19 protein-coding genes, 1 tRNA gene and 2 pseudogenes are annotated in these 19,888 nt (G+C 68.4%); 10 read left to right on the plus strand and 12 right to left on the minus strand.

What is annotated here, in order from left to right:
* Positions 1-2: 2 nt before the first annotated feature.
* From modC to TY51_RS10310, 5 genes and pseudogenes are all read right to left on the minus strand, one after another.
* Positions 3-1,093, minus strand: a pseudogene (gene modC / locus TY51_RS10290) (molybdenum ABC transporter ATP-binding protein).
* Positions 1,090-1,797 (minus strand): molybdate ABC transporter permease subunit, encoded by a 708-nt coding sequence (gene modB / locus TY51_RS10295; RefSeq protein ID WP_042249224.1) that lies wholly within the window; start codon positions 1,795-1,797, stop codon positions 1,090-1,092. The pseudogene modC and the gene modB overlap by 4 nt, the downstream one beginning before the upstream one ends.
* Positions 1,794-2,552, minus strand: a complete 759-nt coding sequence (gene modA, locus TY51_RS10300) for a molybdate ABC transporter substrate-binding protein (RefSeq protein ID WP_042249227.1) — start codon at positions 2,550-2,552, stop codon at positions 1,794-1,796. The genes modB and modA overlap by 4 nt, the downstream gene beginning before the upstream one ends.
* A 135-nt stretch (positions 2,553-2,687) precedes the next feature.
* Positions 2,688-2,777 (minus strand) — tRNA-Ser (locus tag TY51_RS10305).
* Positions 2,778-2,819: 42 nt separating this feature from the next.
* Positions 2,820-3,323, minus strand: a complete 504-nt coding sequence (locus tag TY51_RS10310; protein ID WP_052650016.1) for a hypothetical protein — start codon at positions 3,321-3,323, stop codon at positions 2,820-2,822.
* A 119-nt stretch (positions 3,324-3,442) separates the two neighbouring features.
* Between TY51_RS10310 and TY51_RS10315 the strand changes: the two are divergent.
* Positions 3,443-3,852: pseudogene (locus TY51_RS10315) on the plus strand (SufE family protein).
* On the opposite strand, the gene mnmA reads toward TY51_RS10315, so the two are convergent.
* Complete coding sequence (gene mnmA / locus TY51_RS10320; RefSeq protein ID WP_042249230.1) at positions 3,824-4,993, minus strand: tRNA 2-thiouridine(34) synthase MnmA; 1,170 nt, start codon at positions 4,991-4,993, stop codon at positions 3,824-3,826. The pseudogene TY51_RS10315 and the gene mnmA sit on opposite strands and share 29 nt — an antisense overlap.
* 177 nt (positions 4,994-5,170) lie before the next feature.
* On the opposite strand from mnmA, the gene TY51_RS10325 reads away from it, so the two are divergent.
* From TY51_RS10325 to recG, 4 genes are all read left to right on the plus strand, one after another.
* Positions 5,171-5,446 carry a DUF1153 domain-containing protein gene (locus TY51_RS10325; RefSeq protein WP_042249233.1) on the plus strand — a complete coding sequence of 92 codons (276 nt, stop codon included), beginning with the start codon at positions 5,171-5,173 and terminating at the stop codon, positions 5,444-5,446.
* A gap of 99 nt (positions 5,447-5,545) precedes the next feature.
* Positions 5,546-6,256, plus strand: coding sequence for a response regulator transcription factor CtrA (gene ctrA, locus TY51_RS10330; protein ID WP_042249236.1), 711 nt, complete (start codon positions 5,546-5,548; stop codon positions 6,254-6,256).
* Between the two features lie 128 nt (positions 6,257-6,384).
* Positions 6,385-8,520, plus strand: a complete 2,136-nt coding sequence (gene ligA, locus TY51_RS10335) for an NAD-dependent DNA ligase LigA (protein WP_042249239.1) — start codon at positions 6,385-6,387, stop codon at positions 8,518-8,520.
* Positions 8,493-10,613, plus strand: coding sequence for an ATP-dependent DNA helicase RecG (gene recG, locus TY51_RS10340; protein WP_231558999.1), 2,121 nt, complete (start codon positions 8,493-8,495; stop codon positions 10,611-10,613). The genes ligA and recG overlap by 28 nt, the downstream gene beginning before the upstream one ends.
* Positions 10,614-10,886: 273 nt before the next feature.
* Here recG and TY51_RS10345 read toward each other — a convergent pair whose 3' ends face one another.
* A complete protein-coding gene (locus TY51_RS10345; protein WP_042249243.1) occupies positions 10,887-11,324 on the minus strand; it encodes an iron-sulfur cluster assembly scaffold protein in 438 nt (145 codons plus the stop codon).
* A 71-nt stretch (positions 11,325-11,395) separates the two neighbouring features.
* On the opposite strand from TY51_RS10345, the gene hisI reads away from it, so the two are divergent.
* Positions 11,396-11,752 (plus strand): phosphoribosyl-AMP cyclohydrolase, encoded by a 357-nt coding sequence (gene hisI / locus TY51_RS10350; protein ID WP_156117974.1) that lies wholly within the window; start codon positions 11,396-11,398, stop codon positions 11,750-11,752.
* Here hisI and gluQRS read toward each other — a convergent pair.
* The 3 genes from gluQRS to TY51_RS10365 form a co-directional block, all read right to left on the minus strand.
* Complete coding sequence (gluQRS, locus tag TY51_RS10355) at positions 11,749-12,573, minus strand: tRNA glutamyl-Q(34) synthetase GluQRS (protein WP_042249248.1); 825 nt, start codon at positions 12,571-12,573, stop codon at positions 11,749-11,751. The genes hisI and gluQRS overlap by 4 nt on opposite strands.
* Positions 12,555-13,892 (minus strand): methylenetetrahydrofolate--tRNA-(uracil(54)-C(5))-methyltransferase (FADH(2)-oxidizing) TrmFO, encoded by a 1,338-nt coding sequence (gene trmFO / locus TY51_RS10360; protein ID WP_042249251.1) that lies wholly within the window; start codon positions 13,890-13,892, stop codon positions 12,555-12,557. Before trmFO ends, gluQRS begins: the two co-directional genes overlap by 19 nt.
* A gap of 101 nt (positions 13,893-13,993) precedes the next feature.
* On the minus strand, positions 13,994-14,623 hold the full coding sequence (locus TY51_RS10365; RefSeq protein ID WP_042249258.1) for a 50S ribosomal protein L25/general stress protein Ctc: 630 nt from the start codon (positions 14,621-14,623) through the stop codon (positions 13,994-13,996).
* A 138-nt stretch (positions 14,624-14,761) separates the two neighbouring features.
* On the opposite strand from TY51_RS10365, the gene TY51_RS10370 reads away from it, so the two are divergent.
* Positions 14,762-15,790, plus strand: coding sequence for an acyltransferase family protein (locus TY51_RS10370; protein WP_197054717.1), 1,029 nt, complete (start codon positions 14,762-14,764; stop codon positions 15,788-15,790).
* Here the strand turns inward: TY51_RS10370 and TY51_RS10375 are convergent.
* Both TY51_RS10375 and TY51_RS10380 read right to left on the minus strand, forming a co-directional pair.
* Entirely contained in the window at positions 15,787-16,965 is a 1,179-nt protein-coding gene (locus tag TY51_RS10375; protein WP_042249263.1) for an alpha-hydroxy acid oxidase, read from the minus strand. The two genes, TY51_RS10370 and TY51_RS10375, sit on opposite strands and share 4 nt — an antisense overlap.
* A 58-nt stretch (positions 16,966-17,023) precedes the next feature.
* The gene (locus tag TY51_RS10380; protein WP_197054718.1) at positions 17,024-17,308 is read right to left on the minus strand and encodes a hypothetical protein; all 285 of its coding nucleotides are present in this window, start codon (positions 17,306-17,308) and stop codon (positions 17,024-17,026) included.
* Between the two features lie 40 nt (positions 17,309-17,348).
* On the opposite strand from TY51_RS10380, the gene TY51_RS10385 reads away from it, so the two are divergent.
* From TY51_RS10385 to TY51_RS23400, 3 genes are read left to right on the plus strand one after another with little or no spacing between them, the layout of a single operon-like run.
* A complete protein-coding gene (locus TY51_RS10385; RefSeq protein ID WP_042249266.1) occupies positions 17,349-17,933 on the plus strand; it encodes a TetR/AcrR family transcriptional regulator in 585 nt (194 codons plus the stop codon).
* Positions 17,934-17,975: 42 nt separating this feature from the next.
* Positions 17,976-19,364 carry a DNA primase gene (gene dnaG / locus TY51_RS10390; protein WP_231559000.1) on the plus strand — a complete coding sequence of 463 codons (1,389 nt, stop codon included), beginning with the start codon at positions 17,976-17,978 and terminating at the stop codon, positions 19,362-19,364.
* Positions 19,328-19,885 (plus strand): hypothetical protein, encoded by a 558-nt coding sequence (locus TY51_RS23400; protein ID WP_231559001.1) that lies wholly within the window; start codon positions 19,328-19,330, stop codon positions 19,883-19,885. The genes dnaG and TY51_RS23400 overlap by 37 nt, the downstream gene beginning before the upstream one ends.
* Positions 19,886-19,888: the final 3 nt, after the last annotated feature.

Genomic DNA, 19,888 nt, shown 5'->3' on the forward strand with positions numbered 1-19,888 from the left:
AATCAGGCGGGGGCGCCGTGCGATGCGCCGATATCGCCCGGGGCCACCGCCACCGTCTTCAAAATCGCATGACAAGGCTGTCCCAGTACAAGGCCCATGGCCGCGACCGAACGGCGCGTCACCCGCGCGGTCAGCAGGTCGGGACCGACCGTCAGGACAACCTGGGCGTTCGGCCCGTCCTCTGGCGTGATCGCGGCGATGGTGCCGGACAGAATGTTCAGCGCCGACAGCCCCTGTGGACGGTCGCGCGATAGGATCACGTCGCGTGCCCCCACGCGCAGACGCACGCGCGCACCCGGCGGGGCGTCCAGTCGGGCCACGAAGACCGGCCCCGCCGCCGTGTCCAGCCGGGTCAGCCCGTCCACGTCATGGCCCGCGACCCGGGCGGTCAGGACCGATGCCGTGTCCGACCCGACCGCGCCAGCGTCGCCCAGGACCTGCGCAGGCGGTCCGATGGCCGCGACCCGGCCCGCCCGCAGCGCCACGACGGTTGTGGCCAAGCGCGCGACCTCTGCGCTGGAATGGCTGACATAGAGGATCGGGACGCCGCCCTCATCGCGCAGGCGTTCGAAATAGGGCAGGATCTCGGCCTTGCGGGCCTCGTCCAAGGCGGCCAGCGGCTCATCCGCCAGGATCAGGCGCGGGGCGGCCAGCAGCGCGCGGCCGATGGCGACGCGGCTTTTCTCTCCGCCCGACAGGCACCGGGGCGGCGCGCCAGCAGCGGGCCGATGCCCAGCATCTGCACCACGCGGTCAAGGTCCGGTGCGACAGCGCCGCGGGGCGCGAACCAGCGCCCGTACAGGAGGTTTTGGCGCACCGACAGATGCGGGAACAGCCGCCCCTCCTGGAAGATATAGCCCAGACGGCGGCGATGGGGGGCCAGGTGGCGGCGCGCAGCGCTGTCGGTCAGTACCCAGTCATTGACCGCGATCCGGCCCGCGTCGGTGCGCAGCAGACCGGCGACCGCATTCACGACCGTGGTCTTGCCCGACCCCGACGGACCGAACAGGACCGTCAGCCCCTGTGGCGCGGTGAAATCCACGTCCAGATCGAACCCCGCAAAGCGGTGCGCCAGGCGGACCTGCAGCGTCATGCCCCCGCCACCCGGCGGGCGACGCGCCGGGCCAGCACCTCTGACAGCAGCAGCGCGGACATGGCGATGACGATCGACACCAGCACCAGACGCCCTGCCGCCGCCTCTCCGCCGGGCGCCTGCAGCAGGGCATAGATCGCCGATGGAACGGTCTGGGTCTGGCCGGGGATGTTCGAGACGAAGGTGATCGTCGCCCCGAATTCGCCGATGGCCTTGGCAAAGGCCAGGATCGACCCGGCCAGCACGCCGGGCAGGATCAGGGGCAGGGTCACGGTCGCGAACACCCAAGGTGGGCTGGCGCCAAGCGTGCCCGCCGCGGCCTCCAGCCGGGGGTCCACCGTCTCGATCGCCAGGCGGATGGCCCGTACCATCAGCGGGAACGCCATGATCGCCGCGGCCAGCGCCGCCCCGGTCCAGCGGAAGGAAAAGACGATGCCCACGGTTTCCAGCCATTGCCCCACGCTGCCGCGTCGCCCAAAGGTGACCAGCAGCAGATAGCCCGTGACCACGGGCGGCAGGATCAGCGGCAGATGGACGATGCCGTTCAGGACCTGCTTGCCCGGAAAGGACCAGCGCGCCAACGCATAGGCGGTCAATATGCCCAGTGGCAGGCTGACCAGCGTGGCGATCAGCCCGACCCGCAGCGACAGGCGCACCGCCTGCCATTCGGCCGGACCAAGCCAGGATGTGACGGCATCGATCATTCCGGGATCGTGAAGCCGAAGTCGGTCCAGACCGTCCGCGCCGCGTCCGACGACAGATAGTCCAGGAAGGCCTGCGCCTGATCGCTGTCCGATTGCGCGGTGACGGCGGCGGGATAGATGATCGGGTCGTGGCTGTCGGCGGGAAAGATACCCACGATGGTCACGTCGTCCTGGGCTGCGGCGTCGGTGGCATAGACGATGCCCAGGGGCGCCTCTCCGCGTGCGACAAAGGTCAGGGCGCTGCGCACGTTGTCCGATTGCGCGACCAAGGACGCGACCGCGTCCCACAGGCCCAGATGGGTCAGCGCGGCCTTGCCATAGATGCCCGCCGGGACTGAATCGACCATCGCCATCGACAGTCGCCCCCCGCCCAGCATCGCGGCCAGGACCAGCGTGTCGTCGATGATCACGGGTGCCGCATCGCCATGCGCGATCAGCACCAGGCTATTGCCCAGCAGGTCGCGGCGCGTATCCGGCCGGATGTCGCCGGACTCTTGGACCGCGTCCATCCAATCCGCACTGGCCGAGATGAAGATGTCCGCCGGCGCGCCCTGCTGGATCTGGCGGGCCAGAGCGGACGAGCCGGCATAGGACATCACCGCGCTGTGGCCCGTTTCTTGGCTCCATTGGGTGGCGATGCGGTCCAGCGCGTCGGTCAGGCTGGCGGCGGCAAAGACGGTGACATCGTCCGCAAGCGACGGCGACGTGGTCAGCGCCAAGCAGGCGGCAAGGGCAAGGCGATGCGGACCGGGCATGGCGATCTCCGTCGGTGATATGTCCGGGTGGATATAACGCAACGGGGGGCCGGCATGGCAAGCGCTATTTTCCGGCGGACATATCGATGCAGGTGCCGATCAGTCGGAGCGTTGTAACTTGCGATGGATCGGAAATGGCGGAGGCGGTGGGATTCGAACCCACGGTGGACTTTCACCCACGTCGGTTTTCAAGACCGGTGCATTTAACCACTCTGCCACGCCTCCGACCGCTGCGGACTAGCGCGGCGCGGACGTTTGCGCAAGCCTTCAGCGGGTCAGGGTGACCACGCGGTCGCCGCCCTCGATCTGGATCGCGGACAGGCGCGACAGGCGCAGGAAGCTGATCGGCAGGGCCACCGTGATCGCGTCCGTCGCGGGGTTTGCAGGCAAGGCCGCCACGGGGTTGTCGGCAGGTGGCGGGGACGCCACGAAGCGCAGGCGCAGGACGCCGTCCGGGTCGGGCTGGAGCTGGTCGCCGGACCGCGGCACCGACCTGACCAAGGCGGCCGAGTGATAGCCCTTCACGGGTGCAAAGCCGCGCAGTACCAGCAGCCGACCGTCGCTGAGCGGTTGCCATTCGGCGCCCAGGATCTGCGGCACTGCGGGGCGGGGGTCCTGGGCCTGGGGATAGCCACCCTCGGGGTCGAGCGTTTCAGCGGTCGTGACGGTCTGGCCGCGCCAGCCAAGGGGGTTCCAGCCGCTGTCGCCAAGCCGCCCGCACCCGGACAGGATCAGGGCGCCGATCAGCAGTGGCAGGGTAAGTCTGGTCATGGCGTGTCCCCTTGGCGGTCCTTGGCCCCGTGATAGGCGATCCGGGCCGCGCCGAAAAGCCTCTTTGACCTGACCGCCGCGGCGCGCTAGGCCATGACCCCTGATATCAGGAGAGACCCATGGCCACCCCCGCCTTCGAGGACATCGCCGAAACCTTCGACTTTCTGGACGATTGGGAAGACCGCTATCGCCACCTGATCGAGATGGGCAAGGCCCTGCCGCCGATGGAGCCTGCGGTGCAGGTGCCCGCCACCAAGGTCGACGGTTGCGCCAGCCAGGTCTGGATCCTGCCGCGGATCGAGGGGCGCAGCTTCGATTTCCAAGGCGACAGCGACGCGCTGATCGTGCGCGGTCTGATCGCTGTGCTGCACGCGCTGTACGCGGGCCTGCCGGTGGATCAGGTGGAGGCGGTGGACGCCCAGGCCGCGCTGGCGCGCTTGGCCTGGACGAACATCTGTCGGCGCAGCGGTCGAACGGCGTGCGTGCGATGATCGGTCGGATCAGGCAGCTGGCCGGCGACGCAGGCTGATCCAGCCGCCGCCCAGCACGCGCGTCCCCTCGGCCTCGTAGAAGACGCAGGCCTGGCCGGGGCTGACGCCGTCTTCGGGGTCCAGCAGCTCGATCTCGGCACGGCGGCCGGGCAGGGGGCGCAGGATCGCGGGGCGCGGCGGACGGGTGGACCGGATGCGGACCAGGCAGGCGATCTCGCCCTCGAAGGCCTGGTCGCCCAGCCAGTTGACCTCGGTCACGGCGATGGTGCGCGTCGACAGCGCCTCGCGCGGGCCGACGACGACGCGCCGCGTCTCCGGCTCCAGCCGCAGGACATAGAGCGGGTCGCCGCCGCCGATGCCCAGGCCGCGCCGCTGCCCGATCGTATAGTGGATCACCCCGCGATGCGTGCCCAGGACGGTGCCCTGCTGATCCACGATCTCTCCGGGATCGGCGGCGCCGGGGCGCAGCTTTTCGATCACCGCGGCATAGTCGCCGTTGGGGACGAAACAGATGTCCTGGCTGTCGGGCTTGTCCGCCACCGACAGGCCGTAATCGGCAGCCAGGGCCCGCGTTTCCGCCTTGCTGACCAGATGGCCCAGGGGAAAGCGCAGGAAATCCAGCTGTTCCTGCGTGGTCGAGAACAGGAAATAGCTTTGGTCGCGGTTCGGATCGGCCGCCATGTGCAGTTCGGCGCGATGCGACCCGTCCTTGCGCTGGATGTAATGGCCTGTCGCCATGCAGTCGGCATCCAGATCGCGGGCGGTTTCCAGCAGATCGCGGAACTTGACCCGTTCGTTGCAGCGGATGCACGGGACGGGGGTCGCGCCGGCCAGATAAGCATCGGCGAATTCGTCGATCACCGATTCGCGGAACTTGTTTTCGTAATCCAGGACATAATGCGGAAAGCCCATGCGTTCGGCCACGCGACGCGCGTCGTGGATGTCCTGACCCGCGCAGCAGGCACCCTTTTTCGCCAGCGCCGCGCCGTGATCGTACAACTGCAGCGTGACGCCGATCACGTCATAGCCTTCGGATTTCAGCTGTGCGGCAACCACCGAACTGTCCACGCCCCCTGACATCGCCACCACGACGCGCGTCTGTGCGGGCGATTTGGCGAAACCAAGGCTGTTCAATTCGGGTGCATGCGCATCGGCGCGCAGAGCGGTGGTCAGGGTCATGGATGATCTTTCGGCCCGCCAAAGGCGGTGCTTGTCGGGCGGCAGAGGGATTTGCGTCAAAATATAGGCAAATTGGCCGAATTCTCAACCCCGTGCGGGGCCGAAATCCCGATCAGGCTAACCGCACCTTAAGTGGTTTCGACCAGAACTTGCAGAACGTGACGGAAGGACGCTGCAATGTTCGTGAAAAAGACCACAGGCCCGCGGATCGTGACACTGGCGGATGGCCGCATCCTCAGCGTGGCGGATCTGCCGATGGCCGACACAAGGTGGGTGGCCAGCCGCAAGCAGACGGTGGTGCTGGCGGTATCGCACGGGCTGATCAGCCGCGATGACGCGCTGCGCCGCTATGGCCTGTCCGAGGAGGAGTTCGATGGCTGGTGCACGGCGGTCGCCCGCCATGGCAAGGCCGCGCTGAAGGTGACGGCGCTGCAAAAATATAGACAACCCTAGGGTGCGTCGCGCACAAGACATTCAAGTGGTAACCACATATTAACCTGTTCGTCAGATTGTCGGGACATGACCTTCGGCGAATCGGGGAAAGACCAAGCCATGCGAATCCTTCTGGTAGAAGACGACCCAAGCACTGCACGGGCGATCGAACTGATGCTGACGGCGGCCAGCTACAACGTGTTCCTGACCGACATGGGCGAGGAGGGGATCGATCTTGCCAAGCTGTACGATTACGATCTGATCCTGCTGGATCTGGACCTGCCCGACATGCACGGGATGGAGGTGCTGCGGCATCTGCGCCTCGCCCGCATCGACACGCCGATCCTGATCCTGACAGGGTCGGACGACACCGAAAGCAAGCTGCGCGGTTTCGGCTTCGGCGCCGACGACTACATGACCAAGCCCTTCAACCGCGAGGAGCTGCAGGCCCGCATCCAGGCGATCATCCGCCGCTCCAAGGGGCACAGCCAGGCGCTGATCCGGACCGGAGAGATCACCGTGAACCTGGACGCCCGTTCGGTCGAGGTGAAGGGCAAGCCGGTGAACCTGACCGGCAAGGAGTACCAGATCCTGGAACTGCTGAGCCTGCGCAAGGGCACGACCCTGACCAAGGAGATGTTCCTGAACCACCTGTACGGCGGCATGGACGAACCCGAACTGAAGATCATCGACGTCTTCATCTGCAAGCTGCGCAAGAAGCTGTCCGAGGCCTTGGGTGGCGAAAGCCATATCGAGACGGTCTGGGGCCGCGGCTATGTGCTGCGCGATCCGGGTCCGGGTCAGGCGGAACGTCTGGCGATCGGCGCCTGACGCAGCTTCTGGACGATTGCCTGCCCTTGGGCGATACCCGCATCTGAGACGGTCGCTCGTTCCGGCCGGATGCGGATGATGGGGGCAGCGATGGCGCAGGACAAGTCGGTGGGGCAGCCGGACGAAAAATGGACCGCGATCAGGCCGCGGACCGCATCGCGGATCTGGCGGCGCAGGTCGCCGCCGCGAACCAGGCCTATCATGCAGAGGATGCGCCGCGGATATCGGACGCGGAGTATGACGCGCTCAAGGCGCAGCTGGCGGCGCTGGAACGGGAGTTTCCCGATTTGGCGCTGCCGGACAGCCCGACCGGCCAGGTCGGCGCCGCCCCGGCCGAGGGGTTCGGCAAGATCGTCCACGCCCAACGCATGATGTCGTTGGGCAACGCCTTTACCGAAGGCGACGTCGCCGATTTCACCGCCCGCGTGCGCAGCTTTCTGTCCCTGCCTGCGGACCTGCCGCTGGAGGTAACGGCGGAACCCAAGATCGACGGCCTGTCCCTGTCGTTGCGCTATGAGGACGGGGTGCTGGTCCATGCCGCGACCCGCGGCGACGGCGTGGTGGGCGAGAACGTGACCGCCAACGCCCGCACGATCGCCGACATTCCCCACCGTCTGGCGGGCGACGTTCCCGCCATCCTGGAGGTGCGCGGAGAGGTCTACATGGGCCATGACGACTTTGCGGTCCTGAACAATGCGGGCCGGGTCTTTGCCAATCCGCGCAACGCGGCCGCAGGATCCCTGCGCCAGATCGACCCGGCCGTGACCGCCCGCCGCCCGCTGCGGTTCTTTGCCTATGGCTGGGGGCAGCTGTCGCAGCCGTTGGCGCCGACGCAGATGCAGGCCGTGGAACGGCTTGCTGCCCTTGGGTTTCGCAGCAATCCGCTGACACGCCTGTGCACGGACACGGCGCAGATGATCGCCACCTGGGCCGATATCGAACAGCAGCGTGCGACCCTGGGCTATGACATCGATGGCGTCGTCTACAAGGTGAACGACCTTGCGTTCCAAGGGCGGCTTGGCTTTCGGTCAACCACCCCGCGATGGGCGCTGGCGCACAAGTTCCCGGCCGAGACCGCCTGGACCCGGCTTGACCGGATCGAGATCCAGGTGGGCCGCACCGGCGCCCTGTCCCCCGTCGCGCGGCTGGAGCCGGTGACCGTGGGCGGTGTCGTCGTGTCCAACGCGACCCTGCATAATGAGGATTACATCGCCGGGCGCGACAACACTGGCACTGCGATCCGCGATGGCCGGGACATCCGCGAGGGGGACTGGGTCAAGATCTATCGCGCGGGCGACGTGATCCCCAAGATCGCCGATGTCGACCTGTCGCGCAGGCCCGCCGACAGCGCGCCCTATGTCTTTCCGGCGCAGTGCCCCGAATGCGGATCCGACGCGATCCGCGAACCGGGCGACAGCGTACGCCGCTGCACCGGGGGCCTGATCTGCCCCGCGCAGGCGGTCGAAAAGCTGAAGCATTTCGTCAGCCGCGCCGCCTTCGACATCGACGGGCTGGGCGCCAAGCAGATCGAGATGTTCTTTGCCGACGACCAGCTGCCCATCCGCGAGCCTGCCGACATCTTCACCCTGGCCGAGTGCGACGCCCGGAACTTCACCAAGCTGAAGAACCGCGAGGGGTTCGGCGAACGTTCTGCCGACAAGCTGTTCGCCGCGATCGAGGACCGCCGCGCGATCCCCATGGCCCGGCTGATCTTTGCCCTTGGCATCCGCCATGTCGGAGAGGTCGCGGCCGCGACCCTGGCGCGCCATTTCCACGACTGGCCCGCCCTGATCGCCGCCATCGACGGGGCCGCGACAGAGCCCGCCTTTGCCGCCGCCGACGACAAGTCCCGCCGCGCGGCGTTGGCCGACAGCCCGAACTGGGCCGAACTGACCGGCATCGACGGCATCGGCGCGGTGCTGGTCGATTCGCTGGTCACGACATTCGCGCAACCGACCGAACGCGCCAGCATCGACCGCCTCGCGGCCCTGCTGGACATCCGGCCCTCGGGTACCGCCAACGCGGTGCAGACGCAGATTTCGGGCAAGACGCTGGTCTTTACCGGCACGCTGGAACGCATGACGCGCGCCGAGGCCAAGGCGCGGGCCGAGGCGATGGGCGCCAAGGTCGCGGGGTCCGTCAGCGCCAAGACCGACCTGCTGATCGCGGGTCCGGGGGCCGGGTCCAAGGCCACCAAGGCCGAAGTCCTGGGTGTGACCGTCATCGACGAGGACGAATGGCTGCGCATCGCGGGGGCCGGATGACCGCGCCCAAGGGTCGCCCACCCGCGCTGTTCCCGCTGTTCGCGGGCATCGACACGTTGCCCGGCATCGGCCCCAAGGGCCGCGCCGCACTGGAACAGATGGGCATCGACAAGCCGCGCGACCTGATCCTGACGCTGCCCGCCAGTGGCATCACCCGCCGACGGATCGCCCGCATCGCCGACGCCCGCGCCCCCGAGATCGTGACGATCACCGTCACCGTGACGCGCCACCACCCGCCCCAGGTCCGCGGCCGGCCGTTTCGGGTCCATTGCTCAGACGGCGACGGCGACCTGACGCTAGTGTTCTTCCGCCCGCGCGATAACTGGATCGAAAGTCAGCTGCCCGTGGGCGGACGCCGCATCATCAGCGGCAAGCTGGAACTGTTCGACGGGTTGGCGCAGATGGTCCACCCCGACCATATCCTGGCCGAGGACGAGGCGCTGCCGCCCGCCTTCGAGCCCGTCTATCCCCTGTCGGCGGGGTTGACGCAAAAGGGCATGACCAAGGCGATCGATGCCGCGCTGACCCGTCTGCCCGAGGTTGACGAATGGATCGACCCGCAGCTGATCGCGACCCGCGGCTGGCCGTCCTTCGCGGATGCGTTGCACCAGGCGCACGCGCCGCAATCGCCGGGCGCGCTGTCGCCCGACAGCCCGGCGCGGGCGCGGCTGGCCTATGACGAATTCCTGGCCCATCAGATGACGCTGGCGCTGGTGCGCCGCGACAAGCGGCGGCTGAAGGGGCGGGCCAGCGCGGGGGATGGCGCCCTGCGCGCACGCGTGCTGGACAGCCTGCCTTGGCCGCCCACGGGCGCGCAGGCCCGCGCCGTGCGCGAGATCGCCGACGACATGGCCAGCGACCGCCGCATGAACCGCCTGCTGCAGGGCGATGTCGGCGCGGGCAAGACGCTGGTGGCGCTGATGGCGGCCCTGGTCGCGGTCGAGGCCGGGGGCCAGGCCGTGCTGATGGCCCCGACCGAGATCCTGGCCCGCCAGCACGCCCGCGCGCTGGAGCCGCTGGCGCGGGCGGCGGGGGTGCGGCTGGCCGCGCTGACCGGACGCGACAAGCGCGACCTGCGCGGCCAGATCCTGACCGACCTGGCGGACGGCACGATCGACATCCTGGTCGGCACCCATGCGGTGTTCCAGAAGGACGTGGCCTTCCATGACCTGCGGCTGGCCATCATCGACGAACAGCATCGCTTTGGCGTCGCGCAGCGGCTGGAGCTGTCGGCCAAGGGCGACGTGCCGCCCGACATGCTGATCATGACCGCGACGCCCATTCCGCGGTCGCTGGCCCTGTCGCAATACGGCGATCTGGACCTGTCGGTGCTGGACGAAAAGCCGCCCGGACGCCAGCCCATCACCACGGTGATGATCGCGGACACGCGGCTGGACCAGGTGACCGAACGCCTGCGCGCCGCGATGGCGCAGGGCGCGCGCGCCTATTGGGTCTGCCCCCTGGTCGAGGAGAGCGAGGTCACCGACCTGACCGCGGCCGAGGCGCGGTTCACCCATCTGCGCGCGATTTTCGGCGACCGGGTGCGGCTGATCCACGGACAGATGCCCCCCGACCAACGCGACGCCGCGATGGCCGATTTCGCCGATGGCACCGCACAGCTGCTGGTCGCCACCACGGTGATCGAGGTGGGCGTGGACGTGCCGCAGGCCACGATCATGGTGATCGAACGCGCCGAAAGCTTTGGCCTGGCGCAGCTGCATCAGTTGCGGGGGCGGGTGGGGCGCGGGGCAGGGGCCTCGACCTGCCTTTTGATGTATCACGGCCCCCTGAACGAGACCGGCGCCCGCCGCCTGACCACCCTGCGCGACACCGAGGACGGGTTCCGCATCGCCGAGGTCGACCTGGAGATGCGGGGCGCGGGCGACGTGATCGGCACCGCGCAATCGGGCCTGCCGCGGTTCCGCATCGCAGACTTGGAACATCAGGCCGGGCTGATGGCCGTGGCGCGTCAGGATGCCCGCGCGCTACTGGAACGCGACCCGGTGCTGGAGGCCCCGCGCGGTCAGGCGCTGCGGCTGCTGATGTGGCTGATGCAGCAGGATCAGGCGATTCGACTGATCCAGGTCGGCTGACCAAGCCAAATGTTCTTAAAAAGTTCTTTACCGAATCGAGAGAACATGAGAACAAAGAGGCAACAGAGAGGAGTTGCCGCCATGACCAAAGACACTGCCATCGACCTGATCGGGGCTGCCGCGCTCAGCCTGACCACCATTGTCCTGCTGTGGCTGCCCGCCATGCTGCAGGTCTGACCGACTGCCCCGCGACGCAGGGATGGCGCCCCGCCTGTGCGCCATCCGTCCCCAAAGCTCGCGCACCTGGCCGGCCCCGCAGGGGGCCGGCCCTTTTCATGCCGATGCCTTGTCCAACGCCTCCAGCGTGGCGTCCCACGCCAGCAGGATCGACGGATGGCGGTTGGGATAGGCGCGCGCAGGCGTCAGCGCCTCCAGGTCGGCAAAGGGCGCGTCGGGCGCAGGGGCGTCCTGGGTCAGCATCGCGCGCAACTGGTCGCGCGCCTGGTTGATCCCCGCCCGGTCCATGCCGATCACCGCCTGTCCCAGCACCGAGGCCGACGCCTGCCCCAGGGCACAGGCGCGAACCTCCTGCGCGAAATCGCTTATGCGGCCATCGGCCATCGACAGGTGGACCGTCACGGACGATCCGCATTGCGGCGACCGGCGCTGGACGCTGGCTTGCGCGCCGTCAAGACGGCCCTGATGGGGAATGGCGGTCGTCAGCGCCAGGATGCGTCGCGAATAAAGCTGCATCAGATCGGTTTCGGCCATGCGTATCCCTTGGGGTTTCATCAGCGCGGGTCGGGGATTAGATAGGGACGGCCATGCCGAAAGGAAACCCGATGTTCGACCCCCTCAGCCTGAAATATGACGCGGCCGGCCTGATCCCCGCCATCGCGCAGGATGCCGCATCGGGCGAGGTGCTGATGATGGCCTGGATGAACGCCGACGCCGTCGCCCGCACGCTGTCGACCGGGCGCGTCACCTATTGGTCGCGGTCGCGGTCGTCGTTCTGGATCAAGGGTGAAAGTTCGGGCCACGTGCAGACGCTGGTCGAGATGCGGGTCGATTGCGACCGCGACTGCCTGCTGGTGCTGGTCGACCAGACCGGGCCCGCCTGCCATACGAACCGGCGCAGCTGCTTTTACACCGGCATCCGCGATGGGGCCGAGGTCGTTCTGACCGAACCGATGGTCTAAAGCCCCACCATCCGGCGGATGTCTGCGGGGGTCGCGCCTTCGGCCCGATACTGGCGGATGGCGCGGGCGTCGTCGCGTTTCGCCAGTCGCCGCCCCGCCGTGTCGCGGATCAGGCGGTGGTGCAGATAGGCCGGCGTCGGCAGGTCCAGAAGCCGCTGCAGCAGCACATGGATATGGGTCGAGGCGAACAGGTCCATCCCCCGCGTCACCAGCGTGATGCCCTGCGCCGCGTCGTCCACCACCACCGCCAGGTGATAGGACGTGCCCATCCCCCGGCGCGACAGGACGACATCGCCGATGCAGTCTAGGAACTGCTGCCGGGTCAGCACATGGTCGATACCTTGGTCGGTGAACCCCAGGGAATCCAGCCCAAGCGTGTCGAATGCACGGCCCGCGTCCAGCCGGATCACGTCGTCGGGCCCGGCATCCGCGTCGCTGCGATGGCGGCAGGTGCCGGGATAGATCAGCCCATCGGGCCCGGCGGGCAGGGCGCCCTCCTGCGGGGCAGACAGGGCGGCGCGGATGTCGCCCCGGCGGCAGCGGCAGGGATAGGTCAGCGGCGCAAGCCGCGCCAGCGCGTCCCTGTAGGCCGGCATCCGGTCCGACTGGCGCATGACCGGCTGCGGCCATTCCAGACCCAGCCACGCAAGGTCCTCGAAGATCGCGGCTTCGTATTCCGGGCGGCAGCGGTCGCGGTCGATATCCTCGATCCGCAGGTGGAAATCGCCCTGCGCCGCCGCCGTAAGCGCCGAAAACGCATGCCCCTGATGCAGCAGCCCCGTGGGCGACGGGGCGAACCGCGTTACTGCGCCGCCAGCCATGCGGTGTAATCGTCCTTGGCCCGCTGCGTGTAGGCGGGATAGCGGTCCTTGCGGCCGCGACGGCCCGACCGGCTGTCGGGCAGCGGCGGGAACAGGCCGAAATTCACGTTCATCGGCTGAAAGGTCTTGGCCTCGGCCCCGCCGGTGATGTGATGGATCAGCGCGCCCATCGCGGTGGTGAAGGGCGGCGGCGCCAGATCGCGCCCCAAGGCCTGGGCGGCGGCCATCCGGCCCGCCAGCAGTCCCATCGCGGCGCTTTCGACATAGCCCTCGACCCCGGTGACCTGGCCCGCAAAGCGCAGGTTCGGGCGCAGCCGCAGGCGCATGCGGTCATCCAGCAGCGTCGGAGAGTTCAGAAAGCTGTTCCTGTGGATGCCGCCAAGCCGCGCAAAGCCGGCGTTCTGCAGCCCCGGGATCATGCGGAACACCTGGGTCTGCGCGCCGTATTTCATCTTGGTCTGGAAGCCGACGATATTGTACAGCGTGCCCAACGCGTTGTCGCGGCGCAGCTGGACCACGGCATAGGCCTTTTCCTCGGGCTTGTGGGCATTCGTCAGGCCCACCGGCTTCATGGGGCCGTGGCGCAGGGTTTCCCGACCGCGTTCGGCCATCACCTCGATCGGCAGGCAGCCGTCGAAATAGCCCGCCGTCTCTCCCTCGTGGAACTCGGCCTTTTCAGCGTCCATCAGGGCGTCGATGAAGGCTTCGTATTCGGGCTTGGTCATCGGGCAGTTGATATAGGCCTTTTGCTCGGCCAGCGTCTCGCCCTTGTCATAGCGCGACTGCTCCCAGGCGATCGACATGTCGATGGTGTCGGCATGAACGATCGGCGCGATGGCGTCAAAGAAGGCAAGCGCGTCTGTCCCCGTGACGCCCCGGATCGCCCCCGCCAGCGCGTCCGAGGTCAGCGGCCCCGTGGCCACGATCCAGTTGCCGGTGTCGGGCAGGTCGGTGATCTCTCCGGGCACGATGGTGATCAGCGGTTCGGCCTGCAACCGGGCGGTCACGGCGGCTGAGAACGCTGCGCGGTCGACGGCCAGCGCGCCGCCCGCGGGCAGGCGGTGCAGGCCCGCCATCTCCATGATCAGCCCGCCGGCAGCGCGCATTTCCCAATGCAGCTGGCCCACCGCGTTCATCACGTCGTCATCGGACCGGAAGCTGTTGGAGCAGACCATTTCCGCGCAATCGCCGGTCTTGTGAGCGAACGTCCCGACCTGCGGGCGCATTTCGTGCAGCACGACGGGCACGCCCATGCGGGTGATCTGCCAGGCGGCTTCCGATCCGGCAAGGCCGGCACCGATGATGTGGACGGGTTCCATGCGTGTCTCCTTGACGGGTGGGCTAGCAAGGCGGTGGCGGAATGGAAAGGGGCGGCGCCATCGGCACCGCCCCCAAGGTCATGCGACCGATCCGCGCGGGATCAGGCCTCGGCAGGTGCCTCGGCGGCGTCGTCTTCGGCAGCATCGTCCTCGGCGCGCAGGGCCGACGGGGCGGCCAGATTCGCGATGACGAAGTCGCGGTCGATCGTGGCCTTTGCGCCCGAGGGCAGCTTGACGTCGCTGATGTGGATGGTGTCGCCGATCTCGCGGCCTTCCAGGTCCACGGTCAGGTGATCGGGGATGTCACCCGCGGTCACGACCAGCTCGACCTCGGGGCGCACGGTGACCAGGGTGCCGCCGCGCTTGAGACCGGGGCACTTGTCCTCGTTGATGAACTCGACGGGGATGAACAGGTTCACCTTCGACGTGCGGCGCAGGCGCATGAAGTCGATGTGGATCGGCAGATCCTTGACGACGTCGCGCTGAACGCCGCGGCAGATGACGCGGACATCGTCCTGGCCCTCGACCTGCAGGTTCCACAGCGTGGACATGAACCGGCCAGCGCGCAGCGTGGTCAGAAGCTTGTTGAAGTCGAACGCGATCGAGACGGGCTCTTTGCCGTCGCCATACACGATACCGGGCACCTTGCCATCGCGGCGGGTCTGGCGGGCGGCCCCCTTGCCTGACCCCGCGCGTGCCTCGGCCACCAGATTCGGAATCTCTTTGGCCATTTTCTTAATCCTTAACCATGATTGAAGACGCCACCCTCCAAGGGTGCGTGGCGCCAAGCGGTGCCCTTAGCGCAGACGGGCCCGGATGTGAAGTCAGAAATACCACGCCGCGCGACGCACGCGCGCAGGTGAATTGACTTGCCCGGCCCCCCGGCCCTATGGCCCGAAGGGCATGCGCGCAAGGCGCGGCGGGGCTGGGGGGCAGCGGTGGACAAGACGCAGGCGCGGCTGATGTCGGTGGACTATCTGCGGGTGGTGCTGGCCGCCTTCGTGGTCGTCGCGCATTCGGGCCTGGCCCGAGAGACGTTCCGGGGCTGGGGCGATGCGGGCTTGGTGGCGCTGGCCACGGGCAACAGCGTCCTGCGCGTCGCGGTGCCGGTCTTTACCCTGATCGCCGGGTATTTCCTGGCATCCGTGCTGCGGCGTGGTCGGCTGTCGGACTGGGCGGGGCATCTGCTGGTGCTGTATGCGGCGTGGTCGGTGGTCTATCTGCTGTTCCTGTGGCCCTATTACGCCAACCGCCCCGTCGGCCTGACGGCGACCGAACTGACGCTTGGCTTCATGCACCTGTGGTTTCTGGAGGGGCTGGCGATCTCGGGCGTGATCCTGGGCGCGGTGCGCCTGCTGGGATCGGGGGCGGTGGTCGCGTCGGCGGTGGTTCTGGGGCTGGTGGGCATCGCGCTGCAATACGCGCGGATGGCCGGCCTGGCCGAGGTGCCGGTCGAACATTACCGCAACGGGCCGTTCTATCTGTATCCCTATCTGGCGATGGGCTGGCTGATGGCCGCGCATCCGCCGCGTGTGTCGACGGCCGTGCTGTGGGCGATGGTTATGGCGGGGCTGGCCCTGACAATCGGCGAAAGCCTCTACTGGCTGCGCCGCATCGGAGAGGAGCCGCTGCTGGAGATCCCGGTCGGCCACCTGATCCTGTGCCCGGCGCTCCTGCTGCTGGTCATGCGGCTGCGCGTGCCCGACACCGCGCTGCCCTTGGGGCGGGCGGCGGCGGGGATCTATGTGCTGCACGTGATCGTGCTGCAGGGCCTGCCGAAACTGGGGGTCGAGCATCCGGGCATTACCGCGATCCTGGGCATCGTGCTGCCGTTCCTGCTGGTCTGGGGCGTCAGCCTTGCGGGCCGACGCCACCGCTGGATGTCGCGCCTGTTCTAGGCGGGCTGGCCGATCTGGTATTCGTCCAGGAAATCGCGCGGGATCAGCAGATGCTCGGGCCCGATATTGTCCAGGTCGCGTTCGCCGCACAGCGCCATGCTGGTGTCCAGCTCCTTGCGGATGATCTCCAGCGCGCGGGTCACTCCGGCCTCGCCCATCGCGCCCAGCCCGTGCAGCCAGGCCCGTCCGATCCAGGTGCCATGCGCACCAAGCGCCAGCGCCTTGAGCACGTCCTGGCCCGACCGGATGCCGCTGTCCATGTGCACCTCGACCCGGTCGCCCACCGCCTTGACGATATGGGGCAGCATCCTGATCGACGACAGCGCGCCGTCCAGCTGGCGCCCGCCATGGTTGCTGACGATGATCGCGTCGGCGCCGAAATCGGCGGCCATGCGCGCGTCGTCGGGGTCCAGGATGCCCTTCAGGATCAGCTTGCCGCCCCACATGTCGCGGATCTTGGCGATCTTGTCCCAGTCAAGGCGTTCGTCGAACTGTTCCGCCGTCCAGCTCATCAAGCTGGAGGTGTCGCCGACGCCCTTGGCATGGCCCACGATGTTGCCGAAAAAGCGGCGCTTGGTCTTCAGCATGCCCATGCCCCACCGCCAGCGGGTGGCCAGGTCCAGCACCGTGGGCAGGGTCATCTTGGGCGGCGCCGACAGGCCGTTCTTCAGGTCCTTGTGCCGCTGGCCCAGGATCTGCAGATCCAGCGTCAGCACCAGCGCGCTGCAATTCGCGGCCTTGGCGCGGTCGATGATTGCGGCCACGAAATCCTGGTCCTTCATCACGTACAGCTGGAACATGAAGGGCGCGGTGGTGTGCGCGGCCACGTCCTCGATCGAACAGATGGACATGGTGGACAGGCAGAACGGCACACCGAACTTTTCCGCCGCGCGGGCGGCGTGGATCTCTCCGTCGGCGTGCTGCATGCCGGTCATGCCGACCGGGGCCAGTGCCACCGGCATGGTCACGGCCTGACCCGCCATCTGGCGCGACAGGCGGCGGTCGGACATGTCCACGGCCACCTTCTGGCGCAGCTTCAGCCGCGCGAAATCGGTCGTGTTGTCGCGAAAGGTCTGTTCGGTATAGCTGCCCGATTCCGCGTAATCGTAGAACATCTTGGGCGTGCGGGCGCGGTGCATCCGCTTGAGATCGTCGATGCAGGTGATGACGGGCATGGCATGGCCTTTCGCGAACTGGTCAAAACTTATTACCAGTGGCGCGGGCCTCTGGCAATCACCCGCCCGCGCGTCCCTGCAGGCCGGGATCGACGACCGGCCCGCGCAACGCATCGGCCCGCGCCCGCAGGGCCGCGGCACGGGCGGCGGTCGCGTCCTCCAGGGGCGCGGGGTCGGTGCGGGCTGCGGTCGCATGGGCGGGCAGGGCGGGTTCGGCCAAGGCCTGTTCCGTCGGCAGCAGGCGGGGATAATCCCCGTCGGCGGTGCAGGCGGCCAGCGTCAGCGCAAGGATCAGGGCGTGCTTCATGGCGGCGACGATACGCGGGCCTTGGGCGCCCGGCAACGCCTTCCCTCGGCCACGGCTGCGCGCTAGACACGGCGCCATGGCTCGCACCACCGGTTCCCGCGCCGAAATCACCGGCCCCCTGATCCGCGACAAGGCCCGCCGCCTGTTCGCGCGGCAAGGCTATGCCGCCGTGTCGATGCGCCAGATCGCGGCCGCGGTGGGCGTGCAGGCAGGCGCGCTCTACGCCTATACGTCCGACAAACAGGCGTTGCTGGCCGACCTGCTGGAAAGCCACATGCAGGACCTGTTGGACGCCTGGTCCGACGACCCTGCCGCCGATCCGCTGGCGCGGCTGGAGCGCTTCGTGCGGTTCCACATCGGCTTCAGCCTGGATCACAGCGACGCGGTGTTCCTGTCCTATATGGAATTGCGCAACCTGACCCCCGACAACTTTGCCCGCATCGCAGCACTGCGGGGTCGGTACGAGGCCGCGCTGGAATCGATCCTGCGCGACGGGGTCGCCGCCCGCGCCATGCGGATCGAGGACCCCAAGCTGACCACCCTGGCCCTGATCGCCATGCTGACCGGGGTGACGAACTGGTACCGCGAGGGGGGCCGCCTGGACCGCGCCCGCATCGCCCAGATCTATTGGGGGCTTGCCCGCGGGGCCGTGGGGGCCTGAACCCGCTTGCTGCCCCCCGCGCCATGCCGGATAATCGCGCCCATGTCCTTGCCCCCCGGTTTCCTTGACGAGATTCGCAACCGCGTCCCGATCAGCCGGGTGATCGGCAAAAAGGTCGTGTGGGATCTGCGCAAGTCGAACCAGGCGCGCGGCGACTGGTGGGCGCCATGCCCGTTCCATCAGGAAAAATCCGCCAGTTTCCACTGCGACGACCAGAAGGGGTATTATTACTGCTTCGGCTGTCAGGCCAAGGGCGATGCCATCGGCTTCCTGCGCGACCATGACGGGATGGAGTTCATCGAGGCCGTCAAGCTGCTGGCCGCAGAGGCCGGGCTGACCATGCCCGAACCCGACCCCCGCGCCCGCGAAAAGACCGACAAGCGCACCAAGCTGCTGGAGGTGACAGAGGCCGCCTGCCGCTGGTTCCGCCTGCAATTGCAGACCGGTGCCGCGGCGGATGCGCGCGATTACCTGGACCGCCGCGGCCTGGACACCGCCGCGCTTGACCGGTTCGAGATCGGCTTTGCCCCCGACAACCGCACTGCGCTGACCGCGGCCCTGCGCGACAAGGGCTTTGCCGAGGATCAGATCGTCGAGGCCGGCATGTCCGCCCGCCCCGAGGGCGGCGGCGCGGCCTATGACCGGTTCCGGGGGCGCATCGTCTTTCCGATCCGCGACGGGCAGGGCCGCTGCATCGGCTTCGGCGGGCGGGCGATGGACCCGAACGCGCGGGCGAAATACCTCAACAGCCCGGAAACCCCGCTGTTCGACAAGGGGCGCAACCTCTACAATCTGGGCCCTGCGCGCAGTGCCGTTGCCAAGGGTCAGCGGCTGGTCGTGGCCGAGGGCTACATGGACGTCATCGCCTTGGCCCGTGCGGGGTTCGAGGGCGCGGTGGCCCCCCTGGGGACCGCCATCACCGAGGAGCAGCTGCGCCTGATGTGGCGCGTCTCTCCGGAGCCTGTGATCGCGCTTGACGGCGACCCGGCGGGCCAGCGCGCGGCGCAGCGGCTGATCGACCTGGCGCTGCCGCTGACCGGGCCGGGACAGGCCCTGCGCTTTGTCATCCTGCCCGCGGGGCAGGATCCAGACGATCTGATCAAGGCGTCCGGCCCAGGTGCGATGGGGGCGCTGCTGGATCAGGCGCGTCCCATGCTGGATCTCTTGTGGGCCCGCGAGACGCAGGGGCAGGTCTTCGACAGCCCCGAACGCAAGGCGGCCCTGGATCGCCGGCTGGCCGAGGCCGTGGCCCGCATCCCCGACGAACGCACCCGTGCGCTGTATTCCGAGGATATCCGGCGCAAGCAGTGGGACCTGTTCGGCGGCGCGCCCGCAAGACCACCCCGCGGGGGGGCGCGGCCGGGCGCGGCCCGGCCCGGCGCCAAGGGGCCTCGATGGCCCCGCGGGCGCCGTCCCTGCCGGTCGGTCTGAACGTCCCGGAACAGGGAGAGGGCACGCTGGAAGGCGCGGCCCTGCTGATCTGCGCGCTGCGCCCGTCGGTGGTGGCGCAGGTCGAATCGCGGCTGGAACGCGTGCTGCCGCGCGACCCCGACCGTGCGGCCCTGCTCCATGACCTGCTGACCCGCACCGACAGCCCGGCTGGACGGCGCGGCCTTGAAACCCTGCGCCGCGACGCCCATCTGGGCCTGACGCCCGCCATCATCGAACGGAAGGACGACGACGGCGCCGTGACGATGCTGCTGGACCTTCTGGACCGCATCGAGGTCGCGCGCGCCACGACGCACGAACTGCCCCGAGCCGAATCGGAGATCCAGGGCGAGGCCGACGAGGGCCTGACCTGGCGCATCAGCCAGATCACCCGTGCCCGCCACCGGGCCGAGAACCCCGAGATGGAGACATCGGGCGACATGAACGAGGATCGCGACGCCATGTCGGCGCAATTGTCGGACTGGCTGTCGGGCCAGATCTGGCGCAAGCCGCCCCGGCGATGACCC

Origin of the sequence: Paracoccus sp. PAMC 22219, assembly GCF_000787695.1 — a bacterium.
In the GTDB taxonomy this organism is placed as follows: Bacteria; Pseudomonadota; Alphaproteobacteria; order Rhodobacterales; family Rhodobacteraceae; genus Paracoccus.